Genomic DNA, 21,915 nt, shown 5'->3' with positions numbered 1-21,915 from the left:
GATTCTAGGTTTCGCCTGTGTCGGGATTGCGGTCAACACAGATTTCGCTTGAAATCGCGTCAGCAGGCGCTCGCGACGGCGGGATGTCGGCCATAGAAGATCCTCCCGCACGTATTCGCAAGGAGAGCACCCATGAGAAGGAAACTGCCCCCAGCCGTTTGGATCCTGATCGCGATGGTGATTGGGATCATCGTGGGCTACATGGTCTTCGTGAACTTTCCGGACAAGAAGACCGCAACGGAGATCGCCGGCTACATATCGATCATGTCAGACGTGTTCTTGCGGCTGATCAAAATGCTGATCGGTCCGCTGGTGTTCTCCACGCTGGTGGTGGGCATCGCGCACATGGGCGACGCGGCCGCGGTCGGGCGCGTATTCGGCAAGGCGCTGGCATGGTTCGTCACTGCTTCGCTGGTATCGCTGATCCTGGGGCTGGTCATGGCCAACATCCTGCAGCCGGGCCACAACCTGGGTCTGCCGCTGCCGGACATTGGATCGTCCGCCAACCTGGCCACCTCGAAGTTCACCCTCAAGGACTTCGTCAGCCACATGGTGCCGCGCTCCTTTGTCGAATCGATGGCCAACAACGAGATCCTGCAGATCGTCGTCTTCTCGATGTTCTTCGGCGTGGCGCTGGCCTCGCTCGGCGAGAAGGCCAAGACGCTGGTCAGCGCCATCGAGGAACTCTCGCACGCGATGCTCAAGATCACCGGCTACGTGATGAAGCTCGCGCCCCTTGCCGTGTTGGCAGCGATGGCAGCCACCGTTGCCGTTAACGGCCTGGACATCCTGCTGAAGTTCGCCGTCTTCATGGGCGGCTTCTACATCAGTCTGTTCATGCTGTGGGGCTTGCTGGCTCTTGCAGGCTTCGTCTTCCTGGGGCCGCGAATCTTGAAACTGCTGAGCTACATCCGCGAACCGTTCCTGCTGTCGTTCGCAACGGCCAGTTCCGAGGCGGCCTACCCGAAGATCCTGATCGCTCTCGACCGGTTCGGAGTGAAGCGCAAGATCTCCAGCTTCGTCATGCCGATGGGCTACTCCTTCAATCTCGACGGCTCGATGATGTATTGCACCTTCGCGGTACTCTTCATTGCGCAGGCCTATGACATCAACCTGCCCATTGGCACGCAGATCACCATGCTGTTGATCCTGATGCTGACTTCGAAGGGGATGGCTGGCGTGCCGCGCGCATCGCTGGTGGTGATTGCCGCCACGCTCAACCAATTCAACATTCCGGAGGCGGGGCTGCTGCTGATACTGGGTGTGGACACCTTCCTGGACATGGGCCGCTCGGCGACCAACGCCGTCGGCAACTCCATCGCCACCGCGGTCGTCGCGAAATGGGAAGGCGAACTGATGACCCAAAGCGAGGCCGAGGCGAACGCCCGATCACTGGACGCCGAGCTCGCCGCCACCATCGCCCATCCGGCCCATGCCTGAGGACGAACGGCCATGGCGCTCTTGCGAACGCGAATACTGTCGGGCGCAGCCGCTCTGATTTGCGGCTTTGCGGCCCTTTCAATGCCGTCGACGCGGGCGTGGGCACAGTCCGATCCTGCGCCCTCGACCCCAGCCGCGCTGTCCGGGACACTGGCCAAGGTGCGCGACGCCGGAGCCGTCACCATCGGCTACCGGGAGTCTTCGATTCCGTTTTCCTACCTGTCGTCACGCAATGAGCCGATCGGCTATTCGATCGAACTTTGCAGGGCGCTGGTCGAGGCGATGAGCGATGCGGTCCACAAAACGCTCGCGACCCGATGGGTTCCAGTGACTTCCGAATCGCGCATCGACGCGGTCGTCAGCGGCCAGGTGGATCTCGAGTGCGGTTCCACCACGAGCAATCTCGAGAGACAGAAGCGCGTGAGCTTTTCGCCCACGATCTTCGTCTCGGGCACCAAGCTGCTGGTCCGAAAGGATTCGCCGATCCAATCGTTCCGGGACCTTGCCGGGAAGTCGGTCGCCGTAACGCGCGGAACGACCAACGAAAAAACCATGCGCGACATCTCCGAGCGCTTCAAGCTCAACCTGAATCTCGTGGTGTCGCGCGACCATTCCGAATCATTTGCGCTGGTGAAGTCGGGCAAGGCGGAGGCATTTGCGACCGACGATGTGCTGCTGTACGGCCTGATCGCCCAAGACCGCGGAAACGCGAACGGCCCGAGCGACTACCAGGTCGTGGGCGAGTTTCTGTCGTATGACCCGTACGGGGTGATGTATCGCAAGAACGACCCTCAGATGGCTGCCGTCGTCAACGACACCTTTCACGACCTCGCGGAAGATGGCGAAATCGAACGCCAATACAAGCGCTGGTTCCTGCGCAAGCTGCCTTCAGGCACCAGCTTGAACCTGCCGATGAGCCCCCAGCTGGAAACAATCATCCAGATGATGGCGATCAAGACGGAGTAGGTTTCAGTGCGGGAAGCGCCGGGGAACCGGCTTCGCCGGGCCGCTGGCGCTGCCCCCGGCATGGGGTGGGCGACTACACGAAGTGAGTCAACCTGGGGGCGAGCCCTACTGTTCGGCGAGTTCGTCCGCGCGGGCCTGCGCGGCGGCAAAGTCCAGGTCGCCGGAGTAGATCGCGCGACCGCAGATGACACCCTCGACGCCATCGGGTTCGACAGCGCAGAGCTTGTCGATGTCCGCCATGTTCGACAGCCCGCCAGAGGCTATGACCGGAATCGTGAGCGCCTGGGCCAGGCGCACAGTGGCGTCGATGTTGATGCCCGACAGCATGCCGTCGCGGCCGATGTCGGTGTAGATGATCGATTCCACGCCGTAGTCCTCGAACTTCTTGCCCAGATCGGCGACTTCATGGCCGGTGAGCTTGCTCCAGCCATCGGTCGCCACCTTGCCGTCCTTGGCGTCTAGCCCGACGATGATGTGGCCGCCGAACGCGCTGCATGCGTCTTTCAGGAAACCGGGATTCTTCACCGCCGCGGTCCCGATGATCACGTAGCGCAGGCCATCGTCGATGTAGCGCTCGATCGTGTCCAGATCGCGAATGCCGCCGCCGAGTTGCACGGGGATGTCGTCGCCGACTTCCCTGAGGATCGACTTGATGGCGGCATGGTTCTGCGGCTTTCCGGCGAAGGCGCCGTTCAGGTCGACCAGGTGAAGCCGCCTCGCGCCGGCCTCCAGCCATTTACGCGCCATTGCGGCTGGGTCTTCGCTGAAAGTGGTGGACTGATCCATATCGCCCTGCTTGAGGCGAACGCAGTGGCCATCTTTGAGGTCGATCGCAGGAATGAGGAGCATGGTGCGAAATTGCTTGGAACGAGCGATGGAAGAGGAATCGCGGGAAATCGAAGCGGACGGATGAAAGTGGGCGGCAGGAAACGGGATCGTACTCAGATTACGGCAGGACCTGCGATGGCAGGCCGGAGCCGGGTATTCGGTGCGTTCACTGCGTCAAGGATTCCAGTGGAGGAAATTTCGGTAGAGCTGAAGCCCGTCGTTCGCACTCTTCTCCGGGTGGAACTGGGTGGCAAAAATATTATCGCGTGCGACGGCGGCGGTAAAGCGGCCGCCGTAGTCTGCCTCGCCCACACTGTGGGCGGCATCGGCAGGCTTCACGTAGAAGCTATGCACGAAATAGAAGTAGCTTTGGTCGGGCACGCCGGCCCACATTGCATGCTTGCGCGCCTGCACCACCTGGTTCCATCCCATTTGCGGGACCTTGTAGCGGCTGCCGTCCGGCTGCACGCGGCCGGCCAGGTCGAACTTGCGGACGTCGCCAGGGATCAAGCCGAGACCTTCGGTCGGTCCTTCGTCGCTGTGTGACAACAGCATCTGCATGCCCACGCACACGCCGAAGAGCGGCTTGGAAGCCGCGGCTTCAAGGACCGGCTCGAGCAGCCCCGAATCGCGCAACTCGCGCATGCAGTCGGGAATGGCGCCCTGCCCCGGCAGCACGATCCGCGTGGCCTTACGTACGACGTCCGGGTCTGAAGTGACGAACACTTCCACCCCCACCTGATCGGCCGCATGCTGGACGGCCTGCGACACCGACCGCAAATTGCCCATGCCGTAGTCGACGACGGCAACAGTGTTCTTTGTCAGAGCGAACCCTTCGTGGAAGGAATGACCCCGGCGGAACGCGGATCGAGTTCCAGCGCCGCACGCAGCGCCCGGGCAAAAGCCTTGAAGACAGTCTCGCACTGGTGATGCGCATTGACACCCTTCAAGTTGTCGACGTGCAGCGTGACGAAAGCGTGATTGACGAAGCCGTGGAAAAACTCGGAGGTGAGTTGGGTGTCGAAGGTGCCGATCATCCCGCTGGTGAAGGGGACATCCATCACCAGGCCCGGGCGGCCCGAAAAGTCGATCACCACGCGGCTGAGCGCCTCGTCCAGCGGTACATAGGCATGCCCATAGCGCCGGATGCCCGTCTTGTCGCCCACTGCCTTGGCAACAGCCTGCCCCAGCGTGATGCCGACGTCTTCCACGGTATGGTGGCCGTCTATGTGCAGGTCGCCCTTGCAGTCGATGTCGAGGTCGATCAGGCCGTGCCGCGCGATCTGATCGAGCATGTGATCGAAAAAGCCGATCCCGGTCGAGAGCTTCGAGCGGCCGGTGCCGTCGAGGTTGACCTGGACCGTGATCTTGGTCTCGGCGGTGTTGCGCGTGACGGACGCCACGCGCGCGCCAGCTGCGACGACTGCTTCGGGTGCCGTTGGAGTGTTCATAGTGAAGCTTCGAGCGCCGCGATCATCCGCGCATTCTCGTCGGCGGTTCCGACGGTCAGGCGCAGGCAATTCGCGAGCAATGGGTGCATTTTAGAAACGTTCTTGACCAGTACGCCGGCCGCCTTCATGCCCTCGAAGGTCTTCGAGGCATCCGGCACGCGGACGAGGATCATGTTGGCTTCGCTCGGCCAACTCTTCACCCGGGGCAGACGGCCCAAAGCCTCGAAAATCCGGTTTCGCTGTGTTCGAATGTCCGCTGCCTGGTTGGCGAACACGTCCGCATGCTCCAGCGCGAAAAGCGCGCACTCACAGTTCAGGACGCTGATGTTGTAGGGTGGCCGGACCTTGTCGACCTCGGCGACCAGCGCTGCCGGGCCCATCATGTAGCCCAGCCGAACCCCGGCCAGGCCGAACTTGCTGAGCGTGCGCATCAGCAGCACATGGTCATGGCGGCTCACGCGATCGATGTAGCTCTTGCCGGCGAAGGGCTGGTAAGCCTCGTCGATGACGACCAGACCACCCTGCGCGCCTTGCGCTTCGACGATCTTCTCGATCGCTGCGTCGTTCCAGAGATTGGCCGTCGGGTTGTTCGGATAGGCCAGATAGACGATGGCGGGCTTTTCGCGCTCGATGACCGTGAGCATCGCTGGTTCATCCAGCTCGAAATCGGCCGTCAGCGGAACGCCAACGAAGCGCAGTCCCTGCAACTGGGCGCTCATCGCGTACATCACGAAACCGGGGACGGGCGCCACGATGGTTGCTCCCGGCAAGTCGCAGGCCATGGCAAGGAGCGAAATCAGCTCGTCCGAGCCGTTGCCGAGCATCAGGGCAAAACCTTCCGGCATCGCGGCGTATTCCGCCAGTGCGCGTTGCAAATCGGCGCCCCGATCGCCCGGGTAGCGATTCAATGCAAGGGCACCGAGGCGCTGTCCCAAAGCCGTCTGCAACTCTGGCGGCAGGCTGTATGGGTTTTCCATCGCATCGAGCTTCAGCAGGCCACGCGCGTCTTGGACGGCATAGGCGTGCATGGATTGCACATCGGCACGAATGCGGCCGAGTGCGCGGTTTATGGCGGTCATGGAAGTCATTCGATTCAAGGCGCGCAGCGATAGCTGTTACGCAAGGCAGCGGCAAGCACCAGCTGCACGGGCATGTCCGCTTCGTAGTTGTCGGCGTTGCGGGTCAGTTCGGTTTGGTAGAGGGAACGCGCCATGACGGGCTCGAGTTTGCGGCCGTTGACGCAGAAGCGCGGCTTGAGGTGCTCCCGCTGATCCGCGTCATTGGCTTCACGCAGACCCTCCATGACGCCGACGAGGTAGTAGTTGGCGTAGAGTTTGCCGTCTTTCTCGTTCGCTTCGAGGGTGCGAAGCTCGCGGATGGTCATGGCTTGCGCACTTGCAGCGAAGACCCACACTGCCAACGCCAGCGCAGCGCGGAGCGTGTTCACTCGGTTTTGCATCACTTCAGGAATTCCTTCCAAAGACCATCAGCGCAGTCGCATGCGTGCAGCCTCGGCGTGCGCGGACAGCCCCTCGCCCTCTGCCAGAACCATGGCGACGCGCCCCAGAACCTGCGCGCCGGCTTCGCTGACCTCGATGAGGCTCGAACGTTTCTGGAAGTCGTACACGCCCAGCGGAGAGCTGAAACGCGCCGTGCCGCTGGTCGGCAGAACGTGGTTCGGGCCCGCGCAGTAGTCGCCCAGGCTTTCGCTCGTGTACGCACCGAGAAAGATCGCACCCGCATGCTTGAGCAACGGTTCCCAGCGATGCGGCTCACGGCTGCTCACCTCCAGATGCTCCGGCGCAATCCGGTTGCTGATCTCGCACGCCTCTTCCATGCTTCGCGTGTGGATCAGCGCGCCACGTCCGCTGAGGGACGCCGCGATGATTTCCGCGCGTGGCATGGAGGGCAGGAGTCGATCGATTTCCTGCTGAACGCGCTCGACGTAGGCCGCATCAGGGCACAGCAGAATGCTTTGCGCCAGTTCGTCATGCTCTGCCTGGCTGAACAGGTCCATTGCCACCCAATCCGGCGGCGTCGTGCCGTCGGCAAGCACCAGGATTTCGCTGGGGCCCGCAATCATGTCGATGCCGACGGTGCCGAACACGCGGCGCTTCGCGGCCGCCACATAGGCATTGCCCGGACCCGTGATCTTGTCCACCGCAGGCACTGAGCCAGTGCCGTAAGCCAGCGCCGCCACCGCCTGCGCCCCACCGATGGTGAAGGCGCGCGTCACACCGGCGACGTGCGCCGCGGCGAGCACCAGCGGATTCTTTTCGCCGCCGGGCGTCGGCACGACCATGATGATTTCGCCGACACCGGCAACATGCGCAGGAATGGCGTTCATCAGGACGCTCGACGGATAGGCGGCCTTGCCTCCAGGAACGTAGATGCCGACGCGGTCCAGTGGCGTGACTTTCTGCCCCAGCAGCGTCCCGTCCGCGTCGCGGTAGCTCCAGCTTTCGCCGCTCGCCGTCTTCTGCGCTTCGTGATAGCTGCGCACGCGGCTTGCAGCGGCTTCCAGCGCTTCTCGCTGGGCGTGAGGAAGCGACTCGAAAGCTTCGCGCAGTTCGACGGCCGTGAGTTCGAGTGCGTCCATGGTGGCCACGTCGAGCCGGTCGAACCGACGGGTGTATTCGAGCACTGCCGCGTCACCACGACGTTGCACGTCGGCAAGAATGTCCGCCACGACCTGCTCGATTGCAGCATCTGCCTCCGCGGACCAATGGAGGCGTGCCTTGAATTCGGCCTCGAAGGTGGCCGAACCGGTCGACAGACGGGCGGGGACTGCTTTCAGGTTCATGGCGGGTGCACTGTCACGAAGAAGGTATGGCAGATTCGAAAGCATCGACGATGCGACGGATCGCTTCACGCTTGAGCTTGAGCGCAGCCTGGTTGACGACCAACCGTGCGCTGATGTCCATGATGCGTTCGACTTCCACCAGTTGATTGGCTTTCAAGGTGTTGCCCGTCGACACCAGATCGACGATGGCGTCCGCCAGACCCGTCAGCGGAGCGAGCTCCATGCTGCCGTACAGCTTGATCAGGTCCACGTGCACGCCCTTGCTCGCGAAGAAGTCGCGCGCCAATCCGACGTACTTGGTCGCGACCTTGATGCGCGAACCCTGCTTCACGGCCGAAGCGTAATCGTAGTCGGCGCGAACCGCGACACTGAGGCGGCAGGCCGCGATGCGCAGATCGAGCGGCTGATACAAGCCCTGGTTTCCGTGCTCGAGCAGAACGTCGAGCCCGGTAACGCCGAGGTCGGCGCCACCGTACTGCACGTAGGTCGGCACATCGGACGCCCGCACCAACACCACACGCACTTCCGGCCGAGTCGTAGCCAAAATCAGCTTGCGGGACTTCTCGGGATCTTCCGTCACCTCGATGCCGGCAGCAGCAAGCAGAGGCATGGTCTCCTCGAAGATTCGTCCCTTCGAGAGCGCCAGCGTGATCATGGCTGCACCTCGGCAGGCCCGGCGACGCGTTCAATGTCGGCACCGAGTCCGCGCAGCTTGGTTTCCATTCGGTCATAGCCGCGGTCCAGGTGGTAGATGCGATCCACCAGCGTCTCGCCGTCCGCCACGAGTCCTGCGATGACAAGGCTGGCCGACGCGCGCAAGTCGGTTGCCATCACCGTTGCACCCGACAGCTGCGGTACTCCCTCGAGCACTGCCACCTTGCCGTCGGTCTGGATGCGGGCGCCCAGGCGCAGCATCTCGTCGACGTGCATGAAGCGGTTCTCGAAAATCGTCTCGGTCACCGTCGAAGTGCCCTCCGAGATTACGTTCAGCGCCATGAACTGCGCCTGCATGTCCGTCGGAAAGCCGGGGTATTCGGTGGTGCGGAAGCTCTGCGCCTTGAGGCGGCCGCGACTTTGCACGCGGATGCCACCATCGACGGCGGTCACTTCAGCCCCTGCGGCGCGAAGCTTTTCGATCACGGCATCGAGATGGTCGGCCCGACCGTGCTTGAGGAGCACGTCGCCGCCCGTAGCCGCCACGGCGCACAGGAAGGTGCCCGTTTCGATCCGGTCCGCCACCACCTGGTGGGTGCATCCGCGCAGCTTGTCCACGCCCTGAATGCGGATGCGGCTGGTGCCGTGCCCTTCGATCTTTGCGCCCATGGCGATCAGCATCTCGGCAAGGTCGGCAATCTCGGGTTCCTGGGCGGCGTTCTCGAGCACCGTCTCGCCCTCTGCCAGCGCGGCTGCCATGAGGAAATTCTCGGTACCGGTGACGGTGACCATGTCGGTGGTGATGCGCGCGCCATGCAGGCGCTTGCGGCCCCCACCGACGCTCGCGACCATATAGCCGTGCTCGACCACGATGTCAGCGCCCATGGCCTGCATGCCCTTGATGTGCTGGTCGACAGGGCGCGATCCGATGGCGCAGCCGCCCGGCAGCGACACCTTGGCCTTGCCGAAGCGCGCAAGAAGCGGCCCCAATGCAAGCACCGAAGCGCGCATCGTCTTGACGAGTTCGTATGGCGCTTCGGGGACTTCGAGCGATCGCGCGTTGATGCGGACTGTGCCGTTGTCATCTCGCTCGGCTGCGACACCCATGTTGTGAATCAGCTTGAGCATCGTCGCCACGTCCTTGAGGCGAGGCACGTTGTGCAGCGTCACCGGTTGATCCGTCAGCAGTGCCGCGCAGAGTTCGGGCAAGGCGGCGTTCTTGGCGCCGGAAATGAGTACCTCGCCGCGAAGCGTACGCCCGCCGCGAATCAGAAGTTTGTCCATGTGAAATCCAGCGGAGGTCTAGCGAGAAGGCGAAGAGTTCTGGCTCGCCCATTCGGCGGGCGTATACGTTTTCATCGAGAGCGCATGCACCTCGTCGGTATGCATTTTGGCACCCAGAGTGGCGTAAACACGCTGATGACGCTGGATGGCGCGCTTGCCCTCGAACTCCGCGGAGACGATCGTCGCGTACCAGTGCCTGCCATCTCCTTCGAGCGCGATGTGCTCGCAGGCCATGCCTGCCGCGATGATCGATTGAAGTTCTTCAGCAGTCATATCAGGGTTATCCGCGAATCTTGTAGCCGATGCGCAGCAAGTGAACGGCGATCGCACTGACCACCAACCACGCAGTGCCGACGATCGCGAAACTCAGCCATGGCGACACGTCGCTGACACCGAAGAAGCCATAGCGAAAGCCGTCGATCATGTAGAAAAACGGGTTCAGGTGACTGACGGTCTGCCAGAAAGGGGGCAGCGAGCCGATGGAATAGAACACGCCCGACAGGAAGGTCATGGGCATGATCAGGAAATTCTGGAACACGGCCATCTGATCGAACTTCTCGGCCCAAAGACCTGCAATCAGCCCCAACGTACCCAGAATGGCAGCACCCAGAAAGGCAAAAATGGCGATCCACCACGGTGCGACGAACCCCGGCACGGCGAACAACGCCGTCACGACGAACACACCCAAGCCGACAGCCAGCCCGCGTACGATCGATGATCCGACGTAGGCAAAAAACCAGCCCCAGTGAGACAAAGGCGTGAGCAACACGAATACCAGGCTGCCCATGATCTTGCTCTGGATGATGGACGACGAACTATTGGCAAAAGCGTTTTGCAAGACGCTCATCATCACGAGGCCCGGTACTAGAAAAGCCGTATAGCTCACAGTCCCGTAGACCTTGACGTGGTCTTCGAGCACATGCCCGAACACCATCAGGTAGAGCATTGCGGTCAGCACCGGGGCGCCGACGGTCTGGAAGCCTACCTTCCAGAAGCGCAGTGTTTCCTTGTAGAGCAGCGCGCGCCACCCGAGCGCATTGACCATCATCTTGCGACCTCCAAGGGCGTCTGCTCGCCGGCCATGAGGTCGATAAAGACGTCTTCCAGGTCAGCCTTGCGCATTTCGACATCCTCGACATCCAGGCCGGCTTCGCGGATTGCGGCAAGCAATTGCTCGACTTCGCGAGCATTCTGGGCAGGCAGTTGGACGATGCGTCCGGTGACGCGCGCGTGCTGCGCAATGGACCATGGCAGCATGCCGTCGGTCTTGAAGCGCAAAACGTTGCTCGCGGCGGAGCGGAGGAGTTCGCTCGTACGGTCCAGCGCGATCACTCGACCCAGTTTCAACATGGCAATGCGATGGCATAGTGCCTCCGCTTCTTCCAGGTAGTGCGTGGTTAACAGCACCGTGCTGCCTTGCTTGTTGAGCTTGGCGATGAACTGCCATAGGGTCTGGCGCAATTCGACGTCGACCCCTGCGGTCGGTTCGTCGAGCACGATTACCGGCGGCTTGTGCACCAGCGCCTGGGCGACCAGCACGCGACGCTTCATGCCGCCGGAGAGCTGACGCATGTTGGCATTGGCCTTGTCGGCCAGCCCCAGGCTGTGCAGGAGCTCGTCGATCCAGTCGTCGTTGTTCTTGATGCCGAAGTAGCCGGATTGGATGCGCAAAGCTTCGCGCACGTTGAAGAACGGATCAAAAACCAGCTCTTGCGGCACCACGCCAAGTTGGCGGCGCGCTTCAGCGTACTGCTTCTGGACGTCGAAGCCGTGCACGCTGATTGCGCCTTCCGTCGGACGCGAAAGTCCGGCGAGCATGCTGATGAGGGAGGTTTTGCCTGCGCCGTTCGGGCCGAGAAGGCCGAAGAATTCACCTTCCTCGATCTGGAAGGTCACGTTGTCGACGGCGCGTAGACCCGGTGTTCCCTGGGCCCGTTGCTGGCGTGAGGCAGGATAGGTCTTTGAGACCGATTGAAAGGAGATCGCGGGCATGGGAACCCGCGATTTTAGAGGTCTGGCCGCTTCTTTATGGCGCGGCAGGCAAAAGTCCCGCAACGCCGTACAAAGAAGCAAGCTCTCGCAGGCGTGGTGGCAGGCCCTTTACGGCGAAGCCGCGTCCTAGCGCGCTCGACTCTCGCCGACATTCGAGCAGCACCGCGAGCGCTGAAGAATCGAAGTGCTGCAACGCAGTGGCATCGATCACCGTGGCGGTGTCCGTCTGCCCGGCCAGACCGCGCTGGAGCATGTAAACGCAAGCGGGCGCTTGGTCGTGGGTCAGCTTCTGCGGCAGGACCAGCATGGCCGATCAGCCCTTGCCGTTGGCAGAATTGCTCTTGTTCCGCGCAACCAGCGCGTCGATCAAGCCGTCGATGCCCTTGCTGTTGATCTGCTGCGAAAACTGCGTGCGGTAGGTGTCGACGAGCCAGACGCCCAGCACATTGATGTTGTAGATCTTCCAGCCGCCTGCTTCGCCGGGCGTTTTCTCAAGCCGATAGTCGAGCTGCACGGGATCGCCGCCGCCGCGGATTTCAGTGCGAACCAGCACTTCCTTCTCGTCTGGCGAGCCTCTGAAAGGCCGCACGCTCACGGTCTGATCACTGACTTGATCGAGCGCCCCCGCGTAAGTCCGCACCAGCAGCTTCTTGAATTCCTCTTCCAGCCGTTGCTTCTGGTCGGGCGTCGCCTGACGCCAGGCAGGCCCGACCGCGGAAGCAGTCATGCGCTCGAAGTTCACGTTGGGCATGATCTTGGTGTTCACCAGCGCCATGATCTTGTTGATGTCGCCGGCCTTGATCGACTTGTCAGCCTTGATGGTGTCGAGCACGTCCGCAGAAATGCGCTTGACGAGCGCGTCGGGCGATTCGTCGGCTGCGCGGGCAGGCTGTACCAACGTCAAGGCCGCGCCGACCATGAGCAGGCCGGCGAGCGCAAGGCGCCCCAAAAATCGGCGTTGAAAAATCTGATTCATCGGTCTAATCCCTTGTTCGAAGTCTTGATCGGTCGAGCGGTGTTGGACGCCGCACCAAGTGCCACGGTTCCATGGCCTCACGAGGCTCGCAGCAACGGATTGCAAACCCCGCAGTCATCCAACGGCTTCAGTCGTCGGACAATTTGCCATCGTTAATGTCATTGCGGCGACGTTGCAAGAAGGCGTCGCGGGTGAACGAATACTTGTCAAGCGCGGCATCCTGCAAAAGCTGCCCCGCGCGCAGAAGGTTGGAGCGCAGGTCCACCAAGCGAAGTGCATACATGGAGTTTCGCAGCGGAATATTGGTCACATAGTTGACGGGGTCGCCGTTCACGTCCACCACGAGCGCAGCGGTATCCCGGAACGTCGATGGACCGAGCAGCGGAAGCACCAGGTAAGGACCGCTTGGCACACCCCAGTGACCCAGCGTCTGGCCGAAGTCCTCGGTGTGGCGATCGATTCCGGCCTCTGTCGCGATGTCGAGCAATCCGCCAAGCCCGAAGAACGTGTTGACGTTCACGCGCATGAAGGTTTGTGCACTGTCTTGCAGCTTGAGCTGCGCCACGCTGTTGGCAAAGCTCCACACGTCCGAGAGATTGCCGAAGAAGTTGTTCACGCCCGTGCGAACCGGTGAGGGAAGGAATCGGCGATAGACCGTCGCGACCGGGCGCAGCACGGCGTCGTCCACGGTGTCGTTGAAGCGCGCGACCTGGCGATTGAGCGGCTCGAGCGGGTCAGCCGGATTGGCGTTCGGGCCAGTTGCGCAACCAGCGAGCATGACAAGAGCGCCGACGGTCAAGCCTCGCAGGCACGCAGCAAGCGCATTCGACATGGCAAAAAGGGATCGTGGGTTCATTTCTTGTTTGAATTGCCTGACGGCGTGCTGCCCTCTGCAGCCTTGCTGTATAGAAACTGACCGATCAGATTCTCGAGCACGACTGCGGATTGCGTCGACGTGATGACGTCGCCGGCCTGCAGGTTCTTTTCATCGGCGCCAGCTTCGATTCCGACGTATTGCTCGCCCAGCAAGCCGCTGGTCAGGATCTTGAGCGAACTGTCCTTCGGGAAACTGTATCGGCTTTGCAGCGCAATCGCGACGCTGGCCTGGAAGTTCTTGTCGTCAAACGTGATCGATTCGACACGCCCAACAACGACGCCCGCGCTTTTGACCGCCGTCTGTGGCTTCAAACCACCGATGTTGTCGAAACGCGCGGTCACTGTATAGGTCTTCTGGAAGTTGAGGCTCAACAGGTTGGCCGACTGGAGCGCGAGAAAAAGCAGCGCGGCGGCACCAATCAGCACGAACAGGCCGACCCAGATATCTTTGTTTGAACGTTGCATGTCTTGCACTCTCCTGATCGTTTTTTCTAGATGCTGAACATCATGGCGGTCAGCAGGAAGTCGAGCCCCAGCACGGCGAGCGAAGCGACGACCACAGTGCGTGTAGTGGCGCGGGAGACGCCTTCAGGGGTTGGCTGTGACGCATAGCCTTGCAGCAGTGCCACGAAGGTGACCGTCAGCCCGAACACGATGCTCTTGACGACACCATTGCCAACATCCTTCCAGACATCCACGCCAGTCTGCATCTGCCCCCAGAATGCCCCAGGGTCGACGCCCAGCATCAGGACGCCCACGACGTAACCACCCAACACGCCCACAGCGCTGAACACCGCAGCCAGCAGCGGCATCGTGACGACGCCGGCCCAGAACCGCGGGGCAAGAATGCGTTGCACCGGATCCACAGCCATCATTTCCATGGCACTGAGCTGCTCGCCAGCCTTCATCAGGCCGATCTCCGCCGTGAGGGAAGTGCCCGCCCGCCCGGCGAACAACAGCGCCGCAACAACCGGGCCGAGTTCACGGACGAGGCTGAGTGCCACGAGCAATCCCAGCGCCTCGGAGGAACCGTAGCGCTGCAATGTGTAGTAGCCCTGCAGCCCGAGCACGAACCCGACGAACAGACCGGACACCGCGATGATCGCAAGCGAATAGTTGCCAAGGAAATGAATCTGGTCGCGCACCAGTCCAAAGCGGCGCAAGCTGCCCGCTCCGCGTATGAACAATCTCAGGAATAGCCGGGCGCCAAGGCCCAGGTCCGCGAGCTTGCTGCGCACTGCGAAGCCAATGTCCGCCGGCCGATACCAACTCATGCCCGCCCTCCCTGGGCGTTGCCGAAGTCGTCCTCGACCGCTACGGCCGGATAGTGGAAGTGCACCGGTCCTTCGGGCAGCGCATTGACGAACTGATGAACCAGTGGGTCGTTGCTGCGACGGACTTCTTCAGGGCGGCCCTGCGCCGCAATGCCGCCGTTGGCAATGATGATCACGTGGTCGGCAATGCGGAATGTCTCTTCGAGATCGTGCGAAACGATGATGCTGGTCAGACCCAACGTGTCGTTGAGCTGCCGGATCAGTCGCGCTGCCGTGCCTAGCGAAATGGGATCGAGCCCCGCAAAGGGCTCGTCGTACATCACGAGATCGGGATCGAGTGCAATGGCCCGGGCCAATGCCACGCGCCGCGCCATGCCGCCCGACACTTCGCTGGGCATCAGCTGCCGCGCGCCGCGCAAGCCGACCGCGTCGAGCTTCATGAGCACGATGTCGCGAATGAGGGATTCAGAAAGCGCCGTGTGTTCGCGAAGGGGAAACGCGACGTTGTCGAACACACTCATGTCGGTGAAGAGCGCTCCGAACTGGAACAGCATGCCCATTCGGCGCCGTGCGGCATAGAGGGCGTCGGAATCGAGCTTGCCGACATCCTGCCCGTTCACCAGGACCTCACCGCGCTGCGCGCGCAACTGGCCACCGATCAGCCGCAGGACCGTCGTCTTTCCGCCGCCAGACGCTCCCATGAGGGCAGTTACCTTGCCGCGCGGCACGGAGAACGTAACGCCGTCGAGGATGGCACGCGCGCCGTATCCGAAGATGACGTTGTGAAATTCGACAACTGAGGTGGGAGGGGATGTGTCCATGGGCAATGAAAAAGCCGGGCACCCTAAGGCATCCCGGCTCGCGGTACGGCGCAATGATACGGGAAGCACAAGCGGCCGGCCGGCCCAGACAAATCCGAAAGCGGGGCCCCTTTTTCCGCCCGCTGCTTCCCTCGCTTCGGCCGCCGCTTCAGCGTGGCAGGTCGCTGAATCCCATCAGGAATTCATCCACCGCGCGCGCTGCCTGGCGGCCTTCGCGGATGGCCCATACCACCAGTGACTGGCCGCGGCGAATATCACCGGCGGCGAACACCTTGGGTACGTTCGTTGCGTAGCCACCGATGAAGTCCACTGTGGCCTTTGCATTGCCGCGCGCGTCCTTTTCGACACCGAACGCATCCAGCACATTGGCGACGGGGCTCACAAAGCCCATTGCGAGCAGTACGAGGTCGGCCTTGAGCACTTGTTCGCTGCCGGGCACCTCGACCATCTTGCCGTCCTTCCACTCGACGCGAACGGTCTTGAGGCCCGTGACCTTGCCCTTTTCGCCGATGAACTCCTTGGTCGAGATGGCGAATTCGCGTTCGCAACCCTCTTCGTGGCTCGAACTGGTGCGCAGCTTGTACGGCCAGTAGGGCCAGGTGAGCGGACGGTTTTCCTCTTCCGGCGGCTGGGGCATGAGTTCGAACTGCGTCACGCTCACTGCGCCATGGCGATTGCTGGTGCCCACGCAATCGGAGCCGGTATCGCCGCCGCCGATCACGATGACGTGCTTGCCGTCGGCGCGAAGCTGACCCTTGACCTTGTCGCCCGCATTGACCTTGTTCTGCTGCGGCAGAAACTCCATCGCGAAATGGATTCCGTCGAGATCACGGCCGGGCACGGGCAAGTCGCGCGACTGCTCCGCGCCGCCGGTGAGCAGTACCGCGTCGAATTCCTTGTCGAGCTGCTCAGGCGTGACGATTTCCTTGGCCCAATTGGTGACCTTGGAGCCCTTGCCCAGCGGATCCTTGGCAGCACCGACCATCACGCCGGTACGGAAGGTCACGCCCTCGCCCTTCATCTGATCGACGCGGCGATCGATGTGCACCTTCTCCATCTTGAAGTCGGGAATGCCGTAGCGCAGCAGGCCGCCAATGCGGTCGTTCTTCTCGAAGAGGGTCACGTCATGGCCGGCGCGCGCCAATTGCTGGGCCGCCGCCATGCCGGCCGGACCGGAGCCGATGACCGCGACCTTCTTGCCGGTCCTGTGCTTGGCAGGGCGCGAAGTGACCCAGCCTTCATCCCAGGCCCTGTCGATGATCGCGTGCTCGATCGACTTGATCCCCACTGGATCGTCGTTCACATTGAGCACGCAAGCCGCCTCGCAGGGCGCGGGGCAGATGCGGCCGGTGAACTCCGGAAAATTGTTGGTCGAATCGAGCACCACGAAAGCGCTTTGCCAGTCGGCGCGATAGACCAGGTCGTTGAAGTCCGGAATGATGTTGTTGACCGGGCAGCCGCTGTTGCAAAACGGCGTGCCGCAATCCATGCAACGCGCGCCCTGCACCTTGGCCTGCGTGTCGTCCAGTCCGATGACGAATTCCTTGAAGTGCTTGACCCGTTCGTCGACGGGCTTGTAGCCCTCCTCGATACGCTCATGCTCCATGAAGCCGGTGATTTTTCCCATCGTGCTTTCCTCTGTTCTTCGTTCTCGTGCGCGTCAGACTGCAGCGACGGGCTTGGCAGCCGTTGCTGCGTGCGGCTCCATGCCGGCATGCGCGTTGTTGCCGCTGCTGGTGAGTTCGACCTCGCGGTCGTGCATCTCGGCCAGTGCGCGCTTGTATTCGTTCGGGAACACCTTGACGAACTTGGTGCGGGCGACCGCCCAGTTGTCGAGCAGTTCGCGCGCGCGCTTGCTGCCCGTCCAGCGGTGGTGGTCTTCGAGCAGCTTCCTGAGCTGCGCTTCATCGGTCTCGCCGTCGTGCCAGACCTTGCGGTGCACGCTGGCCACCTGCTCGGCCGAGGTCAGCACCTTGTCCAGCGACACCATCGAGAGATTGCAGCGCGAAGCAAACTGGCCGTCTTCGTCGTAGACGAAAGCGACGCCGCCGCTCATGCCCGCCGCGAAGTTGCGGCCCGTCTTGCCGAGCACGGCCACCGTGCCGCCGGTCATGTATTCGCAACCGTGGTCTCCGGTGCCTTCGACCACTGCCGTGGCGCCCGACAGCCGAACTGCAAAGCGCTCACCCGCGACGCCGCAAAGATAGGCCTCTCCCGTGGTTGCGCCGTAGAGCGCGGTGTTGCCGACGATGGTGTTGCGTATGGCCTCTCCGCGGAAGTCCAGGCTTGGTCGAACCACGACACGGCCGCCCGAAAGCCCCTTGCCTGTGTAGTCGTTCGCGTCGCCGATCAGGTACAGCGTGATGCCGCGCGCCAGGAAGGCGCCGAAAGACTGGCCGCCTGTGCCTTCGAGCTGGATGCGAATCGAGTCGTCCGGCAAACCTTGAGGGTGCACCTTCGTCAACGCGCCGGACAGCATCGCACCGACCGAACGGTTCACGTTGCGCGCCACCTCGATGAACTGGACCTTCTCGCCCTTGTCGATCGCCGGGCGCGAACGCTCGATCAGCTTGTTGTCCAGGCTCTTCTGAAGACCATGATCTTGCGATTCGACGTGGTAGCGCGGCACGTCGGCCGGCACGTTCGGCTGCGCGAAGAGGCGGCTGAAGTCCAGGCCGCGCGCCTTCCAGTGCTCGATGCCCTTCTTGGTGTCCAGCAGGTCCGCGCGGCCGATGAGGTCGTCGAACTTGCGCACACCGAGCTGCGCCATGATCTGACGGACTTCTTCGGCGACGAAGAAGAAGTAGTTCACCACGTGCTCAGGCTTCCCGGAGAACTTCTTGCGCAGCGTCGGATCCTGCGTGGCCACCCCGACCGGGCAGGTGTTGAGGTGGCATTTGCGCATCATGATGCAGCCCTCGACCACCAGCGGCGCAGTCGCGAAGCCGAACTCGTCGGCGCCCAGCAGCGCGCCAATGGCGACGTCGCGGCCGGTCTTCATCTGGCCGTCGGCCTGCACGCGGATGCGGCCGCGCAAGCGATTGAGCACCAGCGTCTGCTGCGTCTCGGCCAAGCCGATTTCCCACGGGCTGCCGGCATGCTTGATCGACGACCAGGGCGATGCGCCCGTGCCGCCGTCATGACCGGCGATCACGACGTGGTCGCTCTTGCACTTGGCGACGCCGGCCGCGATAGTGCCGACCCCCACTTCGCTCACCAGCTTGACGCTGACGCTCGCATGCGGCGCGACGTTCTTCAGGTCGTGAATCAACTGCGCGAGATCTTCGATCGAATAGATGTCGTGGTGAGGCGGCGGCGAAATCAGGCCGACGCCAGGTACCGAGTAGCGCAACTGGCCGATGTAGTTGGACACCTTGCCGCCTGGCAATTGGCCGCCTTCACCGGGCTTGGCGCCCTGGGCCATCTTGATCTGCAACTGGTCGGCGGACGAGAGGTACTCGGCCGTCACGCCGAAGCGGCCGGACGCGACCTGCTTGATCTTCGAACGCAGCGAGTCACCGTCCTTCAGCGGAAGGTCCACCTCGACGTTCGCCTCGCCGATCACGCTCTTGAGCGTGTCGCCGACCTTGATCGGAATGCCCTTGAGCTCGTTGCGATAGCGGGCCGGGTCTTCGCCACCCTCGCCGGTGTTGCTCTTGCCGCCGATGCGGTTCATCGCCACAGCCAACGTCGAATGCGCTTCGGTGCTGATGGAGCCGAGCGACATCGCACCTGTGGCAAAACGCTTGACGATCTCCGCTGCCGATTCGACCTCGTCCACCGGAATCGCCTTGGCCGGATCGATCTTGAACTCGAACAGACCGCGCAACGTCAGATGACGGCGGTTCTGGTCGTTGATGATCTGCGCGTATTCCTTGTAGGTGTTGAAGTTGTTGGCGCGGGTGCTGTGCTGCAGCTTGGCGATCGCGTCGGGCGTCCACATGTGCTCCTCGCCACGCGTACGCCAGGCGTATTCGCCGCCAGCGTCGAGCATGCGCGAGAGAACCGGGTCATCGCTGAAAGCCGCCTTGTGCATGCGGATCGCCTCTTCGGCGATGTCGAACACGCCAATGCCTTCGACGCGGCTCGCAGTGCCGGTGAAATACTTCTCGACCGTCTCGCTGTTGAGGCCGATGGCTTCGAACAACTGGGCGCCGCAGTAGCTCATGTAGGTGCTGACACCCATCTTCGACATGATCTTGGACAGGCCCTTGCCCACCGCCTTGACGTAGTTGTAGATGGCCTTTTCAGCGCTCAGGTCGCCTGAGAGATCTTCATGCATCGCGGCGAGGGTTTCCATCGCCAGGTACGGATGCACCGCTTCGGCGCCATAGCCGGCGAGCACGCCGAAGTGATGGACTTCGCGCGCGGAGCCCGTCTCGACGACGAGGCCCGCCGTGGTGCGCAGTCCCTCGCGAACGAGGTATTGATGAATCGCCGACAGCGCCAGCAGCGCAGGGATGGCGATCTGGGTGGGACTGACGCCGCGGTCGCTCACGATCAGGATGTTGTGTCCGCCCTTGATCGCATCCACCGCTTCCGCGCAGAGCGAGGCCAGCTTGGCTTCGACGCCTTCTTCGCCCCAGCCGAGCGGATAGGTGATGTCGAGCGTATAGCTCTTGAACTTGCCCTGCGTGTACTTGCCGATGTCGCGCAGCTTGGCCATATCGGCAAAGTCGAGGATTGGCTGGCTCACTTCGAGCCGCATCGGCGGGTTGACCTGGTTGATGTCCAGCAGGTTCGGCTTCGGTCCGATGAAGGACACGAGCGACATCACGATGGCTTCGCGGATCGGATCGATCGGCGGGTTCGTCACCTGCGCGAACAACTGCTTGAAGTAGTTGTAGAGCGGCTTGTTCTTGTTTGAGAGCACGGCCAGCGGGCTGTCGTTGCCCATCGACCCGATGCCCTCTTCGCCTGCCGCGGCCATCGGGCTCATCAGGAACTTGATGTCCTCTTGCGTGTAGCCGAACGCTTGCTGGCGGTCGAGCAGGCTCACCTGGCTCGACGGCGGCTGCACCGTCTCAGCCTCGACGCTGTCGAGCTTGATGCGCAGGTTTTCGATCCATTGCTTGTACGGCTTGCTGTTCGCGAGGGTCGCCTTGACTTCCTCATCGTCGATCATGCGGCCTTGCTCGAGGTCGATGAGGAACATCTTTCCCGGCTGAAGACGCCACTTGCGGACGATCTTCTGTTCAGGCACGGGCAGCACGCCGGATTCCGAACCCATGATGACCAGATCGTCATCCGTCACGCAGTAGCGCGAGGGACGCAGGCCGTTGCGGTCGAGCGTAGCGCCGATCTGCCGGCCGTCCGTGAAGACGATCGAAGCCGGGCCATCCCACGGCTCCAGCATCGCGGCGTGGTACTCATAGAACGCGCGGCGACGCGGATCCATGGTGGCGTGCTGTTCCCACGGCTCGGGGATCATCATCATCACGGCCTGGCTGATCGGATAGCCAGCCATGGTGAGCAGTTCGAGGCAATTGTCGAAGGTCGCGGTGTCAGACTGGCCGGCAAAGCTGATCGGATAGAGCTTCTGCAAGTCGGCGCCCAGTACTGGCGAAGACATGACGCCTTCGCGCGCCTTCATCCAGTTGTAGTTGCCTTTGACAGTGTTGATCTCGCCGTTGTGCGCCACGTAGCGATACGGGTGCGCGAGCGGCCACTCGGGGAAGGTGTTGGTCGAGAAACGCTGGTGCACCAGGCCCAGGGCCGAGACGCAACGCTTGTCCTGAAGATCGAGGTAGTAGGTGCCGACCTGATCGGCGAGCAGCAGACCCTTGTAGACCACCGTGCGGCTCGACATGCTCGGAACGTAGTATTCCTTGCTGTGCTTGAGCTTCAGGCGCTGGATGTTGGCGCTGGCGGTCTTGCGGATCACATAGAGCTTCCGCTCCAGCGCGTCCTGCACGATGACGTCGTTGCCACGGCCGATGAAGACCTGACGCAACAGCGGCTCCTTGGCGCGCACGTTGGGCGACATCGGCATGTCGCGGTTGACCGGCACATCACGCCAGCCCAGCAGGACCTGGCCTTCGACCTTGATGGCGCGTTCCATTTCCTGCTCGCAGGCTTCGCGCGAGGCGTGCTCTTTGGGCAGAAAGATCATGCCGACGCCGTACTCGCCAGGAGGGGGAAGCGTGACGCCCTGCTTTGCCATCTCTTCGCGGTACAGCAGGTCCGGCAGCTGGATCAGGATCCCCGCGCCATCGCCCATCAGTTTGTCAGCGCCTACTGCGCCGCGGTGGTCCAGGTTCTCAAGTATCTTGAGGCCCTGCAACACAATGGCATGGCTCTTTTCGCCCTTGATATGGGCCACGAAGCCAACGCCGCACGCGTCGTGCTCGTCAGCGGCGGAATAAAGACCGTGTTGTTGGAGATGCTCGATCTCGGCAGCCGTCGTCATGGGCGTGCTCCTTCAGTTTTCGCAGGGAAAAGGAGCATATTGCTTTGCACAAATAATGCCAAACAGTTTAAAGGGGGTCAGATCAATATTTACCGGCGACGGTTCCGTTTTTTTATTAATCGGGGACACATCAAAAAGCAT

General features: G+C 62.3%; 21 protein-coding genes. 2 read left to right on the top strand and 19 right to left on the bottom strand.

The window, feature by feature from the left end; genetic code table 11:
* The first annotated feature begins 132 nt into the window (after nucleotides 1–132).
* The gene (locus tag AC1DMA_RS20370) at nucleotides 133–1,440 is read left to right on the top strand and encodes a dicarboxylate/amino acid:cation symporter (protein ID WP_478145334.1); all 1,308 of its coding nucleotides are present in this window, start codon (nucleotides 133–135) and stop codon (nucleotides 1,438–1,440) included.
* 12 nt (nucleotides 1,441–1,452) lie between these two features.
* On the top strand, nucleotides 1,453–2,406 hold the full coding sequence (locus AC1DMA_RS20365) for an amino acid ABC transporter substrate-binding protein (RefSeq protein ID WP_478145333.1): 954 nt from the start codon (nucleotides 1,453–1,455) through the stop codon (nucleotides 2,404–2,406).
* 105 nt (nucleotides 2,407–2,511) lie between these two features.
* Here AC1DMA_RS20365 and hisA read toward each other — a convergent pair whose 3' ends face one another.
* From hisA to AC1DMA_RS20270, 19 genes are all read right to left on the bottom strand, one after another.
* A complete protein-coding gene (hisA, locus tag AC1DMA_RS20360; RefSeq protein WP_478125478.1) occupies nucleotides 2,512–3,255 on the bottom strand; it encodes a 1-(5-phosphoribosyl)-5-[(5-phosphoribosylamino)methylideneamino]imidazole-4-carboxamide isomerase in 744 nt (247 codons plus the stop codon).
* Nucleotides 3,256–3,408: 153 nt separating this feature from the next.
* On the bottom strand, nucleotides 3,409–4,059 hold the full coding sequence (gene hisH / locus AC1DMA_RS20355) for an imidazole glycerol phosphate synthase subunit HisH (protein WP_478125835.1): 651 nt from the start codon (nucleotides 4,057–4,059) through the stop codon (nucleotides 3,409–3,411).
* Complete coding sequence (gene hisB / locus AC1DMA_RS20350; protein WP_478145332.1) at nucleotides 4,056–4,685, bottom strand: imidazoleglycerol-phosphate dehydratase HisB; 630 nt, start codon at nucleotides 4,683–4,685, stop codon at nucleotides 4,056–4,058. The genes hisH and hisB overlap by 4 nt, the downstream gene beginning before the upstream one ends.
* A complete protein-coding gene (gene hisC, locus AC1DMA_RS20345) occupies nucleotides 4,682–5,773 on the bottom strand; it encodes a histidinol-phosphate transaminase (protein ID WP_478145331.1) in 1,092 nt (363 codons plus the stop codon). Before hisC ends, hisB begins: the two co-directional genes overlap by 4 nt.
* A 5-nt stretch (nucleotides 5,774–5,778) precedes the next feature.
* Nucleotides 5,779–6,132, bottom strand: a complete 354-nt coding sequence (locus AC1DMA_RS20340; RefSeq protein ID WP_478145330.1) for a hypothetical protein — start codon at nucleotides 6,130–6,132, stop codon at nucleotides 5,779–5,781.
* A gap of 39 nt (nucleotides 6,133–6,171) precedes the next feature.
* Complete coding sequence (gene hisD / locus AC1DMA_RS20335) at nucleotides 6,172–7,488, bottom strand: histidinol dehydrogenase (protein ID WP_478145329.1); 1,317 nt, start codon at nucleotides 7,486–7,488, stop codon at nucleotides 6,172–6,174.
* Between the two features lie 13 nt (nucleotides 7,489–7,501).
* Nucleotides 7,502–8,143 (bottom strand): ATP phosphoribosyltransferase, encoded by a 642-nt coding sequence (gene hisG / locus AC1DMA_RS20330; RefSeq protein WP_478125473.1) that lies wholly within the window; start codon nucleotides 8,141–8,143, stop codon nucleotides 7,502–7,504.
* The gene (gene murA, locus AC1DMA_RS20325) at nucleotides 8,140–9,426 is read right to left on the bottom strand and encodes a UDP-N-acetylglucosamine 1-carboxyvinyltransferase (RefSeq protein ID WP_478125472.1); all 1,287 of its coding nucleotides are present in this window, start codon (nucleotides 9,424–9,426) and stop codon (nucleotides 8,140–8,142) included. Before murA ends, hisG begins: the two co-directional genes overlap by 4 nt.
* 18 nt (nucleotides 9,427–9,444) lie before the next feature.
* The gene (locus AC1DMA_RS20320; protein WP_478125471.1) at nucleotides 9,445–9,699 is read right to left on the bottom strand and encodes a BolA family protein; all 255 of its coding nucleotides are present in this window, start codon (nucleotides 9,697–9,699) and stop codon (nucleotides 9,445–9,447) included.
* Between the two features lie 7 nt (nucleotides 9,700–9,706).
* Nucleotides 9,707–10,471 (bottom strand): ABC transporter permease, encoded by a 765-nt coding sequence (locus tag AC1DMA_RS20315; protein ID WP_478125834.1) that lies wholly within the window; start codon nucleotides 10,469–10,471, stop codon nucleotides 9,707–9,709.
* Complete coding sequence (locus tag AC1DMA_RS20310) at nucleotides 10,471–11,418, bottom strand: ABC transporter ATP-binding protein (protein ID WP_478125470.1); 948 nt, start codon at nucleotides 11,416–11,418, stop codon at nucleotides 10,471–10,473. The genes AC1DMA_RS20315 and AC1DMA_RS20310 overlap by 1 nt, the downstream gene beginning before the upstream one ends.
* 34 nt (nucleotides 11,419–11,452) lie before the next feature.
* Nucleotides 11,453–11,725, bottom strand: coding sequence for an STAS domain-containing protein (locus AC1DMA_RS20305; RefSeq protein ID WP_478145328.1), 273 nt, complete (start codon nucleotides 11,723–11,725; stop codon nucleotides 11,453–11,455).
* Nucleotides 11,726–11,731: 6 nt separating this feature from the next.
* A complete protein-coding gene (locus tag AC1DMA_RS20300) occupies nucleotides 11,732–12,394 on the bottom strand; it encodes an MlaC/ttg2D family ABC transporter substrate-binding protein (RefSeq protein ID WP_478125468.1) in 663 nt (220 codons plus the stop codon).
* A gap of 127 nt (nucleotides 12,395–12,521) precedes the next feature.
* The gene (locus AC1DMA_RS20295) at nucleotides 12,522–13,226 is read right to left on the bottom strand and encodes an MlaA family lipoprotein (RefSeq protein WP_478145401.1); all 705 of its coding nucleotides are present in this window, start codon (nucleotides 13,224–13,226) and stop codon (nucleotides 12,522–12,524) included.
* A 20-nt stretch (nucleotides 13,227–13,246) separates the two neighbouring features.
* Nucleotides 13,247–13,735 (bottom strand): outer membrane lipid asymmetry maintenance protein MlaD, encoded by a 489-nt coding sequence (gene mlaD, locus AC1DMA_RS20290; RefSeq protein WP_478125467.1) that lies wholly within the window; start codon nucleotides 13,733–13,735, stop codon nucleotides 13,247–13,249.
* Between the two features lie 26 nt (nucleotides 13,736–13,761).
* Complete coding sequence (mlaE, locus tag AC1DMA_RS20285) at nucleotides 13,762–14,544, bottom strand: lipid asymmetry maintenance ABC transporter permease subunit MlaE (RefSeq protein ID WP_478145327.1); 783 nt, start codon at nucleotides 14,542–14,544, stop codon at nucleotides 13,762–13,764.
* Nucleotides 14,541–15,365 carry an ABC transporter ATP-binding protein gene (locus tag AC1DMA_RS20280; protein WP_478125465.1) on the bottom strand — a complete coding sequence of 275 codons (825 nt, stop codon included), beginning with the start codon at nucleotides 15,363–15,365 and terminating at the stop codon, nucleotides 14,541–14,543. The genes mlaE and AC1DMA_RS20280 overlap by 4 nt, the downstream gene beginning before the upstream one ends.
* A 148-nt stretch (nucleotides 15,366–15,513) precedes the next feature.
* Nucleotides 15,514–16,992: a glutamate synthase subunit beta gene (locus tag AC1DMA_RS20275; RefSeq protein WP_478145326.1), complete on the bottom strand. Its 1,479-nt coding sequence runs from the start codon at nucleotides 16,990–16,992 to the stop codon at nucleotides 15,514–15,516.
* Nucleotides 16,993–17,025: 33 nt separating this feature from the next.
* A complete protein-coding gene (locus AC1DMA_RS20270) occupies nucleotides 17,026–21,774 on the bottom strand; it encodes a glutamate synthase-related protein (protein WP_478145325.1) in 4,749 nt (1,582 codons plus the stop codon).
* Nucleotides 21,775–21,915 lie beyond the last annotated feature (141 nt).

This window comes from Variovorax sp. 05N34, assembly GCF_056397405.1.
This window is presented reverse-complemented; position numbering and strand designations above follow the sequence as displayed.